This window comes from Mesorhizobium sp. P5_C1, assembly GCF_054049815.1.
Genome location: NZ_JBFULQ010000729.1, coordinates 1 through 2,222 on the forward strand (window position 1 = coordinate 1; position 2,222 = coordinate 2,222).

The following is a 2,222-nucleotide window of genomic DNA, read 5'->3' on the forward strand; positions in this document are numbered from 1 at the left end:
AAGTTGACGCGTGGGCGTATGCTGCCGTTCTTTGAGAGTTTGCAGCGATGCCTTGTCGGGATCGAGGCGTGCAGTTCGTCGCATTATTGGGCTCGCGAGCTAATCTCGCGTGGCCACGACGTGCGGCTGCTGCCGGCACAGTATGTGAAGCCGTATTTGAAACGGCAGAAGAATGATGCTGCAGATGCAGAGGCGATCTGCGAGGCCGTGACACGACCGACGATGCGCTTCGTGCCGGTGAAGTCGCCCGAGCAGCAGAGTGTGATGATGCTGCACCGGGTKCGRTTRATGCTCAACCGCCAGCGCACRCAGATATCGAACGCGTTGCGRKCSCACCTRTCCGAGTTCGGGGTCGTGCGCCGATCGGGCGTAATGGAATTGAGCAACTTCTCGTGGTCATCAACGACGAGAACGATGCCAGGATACCGGCCGACGCACGGCTTTGCCTGAGGATGCTTGAAGCACAGCTTCGTGTCGTGAAGGAACAGATCCTCGAAAACGCTCGCCGGGTCCGTGCGAGTGCGCGAGAGTCCGAACTGGGTCGCAGGTTGATGGAGATTCCGGGCGTTGGCCCGCTGCTGGCGAGTGCGTTCGTTGCGACCGTCGCTGATCTGCGAGAAGGCGATGCGGGAGGCGTCGTCGATGCAAACATGGACGAACTCCCAACTGCTGCCGCGCGAGCTCGCATTGCCGGTGCGCTTGCCGGTAATGCGATGACCGATGCGCTCGATCGCGAGAAGGAGCGGCGCGGCCACATATAAATGCGCAATCGCTCGAAGAGACCATCAGGATTTCGGCGTCTAAAGAGCACTCTCTTCCAACGCGGTCGGTTGAACGGGTGGACCTCGTCTCTGAAAAAACGCAGCCTGTGCTGCTTTGTTCCGAATTTGCTGATCAACCGGGTGTCCGAAGCGCAAGTGCGGATAGTCGGGCAACAGTCGGAAAAAACCCAGGCTGAGAACGCGGCATAGCGTTGTACCGAGTTGAATGGGTAGAGCGGAGAAAGCGGACACACGATCACCTATAGCCCGAGGCCGAAAGTGGCCCGAAGCGACCCTTGTCGGGGCTATGGTGCTAGAAACGAAGGCTGCCGCCTAGCTCCTGCGGCGGCGGATCGCTATCGACGCCGCAACCGGCCGGCCCGCTATGTAGCCTTCGGGCAYAGCSAGTTCGGCGCATCGCTCGATATGCCGATTTGGTCTCTCAGGGTGAGCGCCAGGACCATCCTCCCTTCCCAACCCYTGCAATCTATGATCCGCTCCCGCMACAGGAGGATCGCATGGCATTATCTGTTATCGGGGCTGGGTTCGGCCGCACCGGCACGCACACTCTGAACCTGGCGCTTGAAATGCTCGGGTTCGGGCCGTGCCATCACATGGAGGACGTCAACTCTAACCCCGAGCACCGCGACCTGATCCGCGCCGCCGGGCGCGGCGAGCCGGTGGATTGGGACGTCGTCTATGCCGGTTACARGTCGGCAGTCGACTGGCCGACGGCCTATTTCTGGCGCGAACTCGCCRAGTATTTCCCCGACGCCAAGCTCATCCTCACCGTTCGCAACCCCGAGGRCTGGTACAGGAGCGCACGTGCCACGATCTTCRACACCATGGGCGAGACCTCAGACCCGCAAAGTTTTGGCCGGGCCGTCATAGAGACCAAAATTTTCGGCGGTCGTCTCGACGACGAAACCCATGCTATCGAAGTGCTCGAAGCCCACAACGCCGAAGTGATCTCGGCTTTCCGGCCGTCGCGCCTGCTGGTCTATCGGGTGGCCGACGGCTGGCCGAACCTGTGCGCCTTTCTCGGCGTGCCGATCCCGGCCGAACCCTTCCCCCACAGCAACACCACTACCGAATTCCGAAGCCGCTTCGCCAAATAAGCCCCGCACGAAGTTCGGGGCCTGAGCCCGGGGTCGAAGTCGGTCACTCGAACTGATTAGATTTGACCTAGCCTAAAGGATTGAACATGCCTGCCACTTCTGAGCTCAAGGCCAAGCGAAGAACCGGGTTGCCGATGCGTCGGCAAGCCGGTCATCAAGGCTGTCGAATATTGGTTCAGCGTTTAATCATTCGCGCCACGGCAATCAAAATACATGCACCGATGAAGCCGGCGACAAGATAGCCAAGCCAGCCCGTCAATGATACGCCCAGCAGCCCGAGAAGCACGTTGGCGACGATGGCGCCGACGATCCCCAAAATGATAGTTCATGAGCACTCCCATAT

At 60.1% G+C, this 2,222-nt stretch carries 2 protein-coding genes and 2 pseudogenes; 2 read left to right on the forward strand and 2 right to left on the reverse strand.

The features are described from left to right. The first annotated feature begins 18 nt into the window (after positions 1 to 18). Positions 19 to 450 carry an IS110 family transposase gene (locus ACXJ7R_RS30480; protein WP_457155060.1) on the forward strand — a complete coding sequence of 144 codons (432 nt, stop codon included), beginning with the start codon at positions 19 to 21 and terminating at the stop codon, positions 448 to 450. Between the two features lie 158 nt (positions 451 to 608). On the opposite strand, the pseudogene ACXJ7R_RS30485 reads toward ACXJ7R_RS30480, so the two are convergent. Continuing rightward, positions 609 to 728, reverse strand: a pseudogene (locus ACXJ7R_RS30485) (IS481 family transposase); the annotation flags it as partial. A gap of 551 nt (positions 729 to 1,279) precedes the next feature. On the opposite strand from ACXJ7R_RS30485, the gene ACXJ7R_RS30490 reads away from it, so the two are divergent. After that, a complete protein-coding gene (locus tag ACXJ7R_RS30490) occupies positions 1,280 to 1,879 on the forward strand; it encodes a sulfotransferase family protein (protein ID WP_457155059.1) in 600 nt (199 codons plus the stop codon). A 175-nt stretch (positions 1,880 to 2,054) separates the two neighbouring features. Here ACXJ7R_RS30490 and ACXJ7R_RS30495 read toward each other — a convergent pair. Next, positions 2,055 to 2,222, reverse strand: a pseudogene (locus ACXJ7R_RS30495) (GlsB/YeaQ/YmgE family stress response membrane protein); the annotation flags it as partial.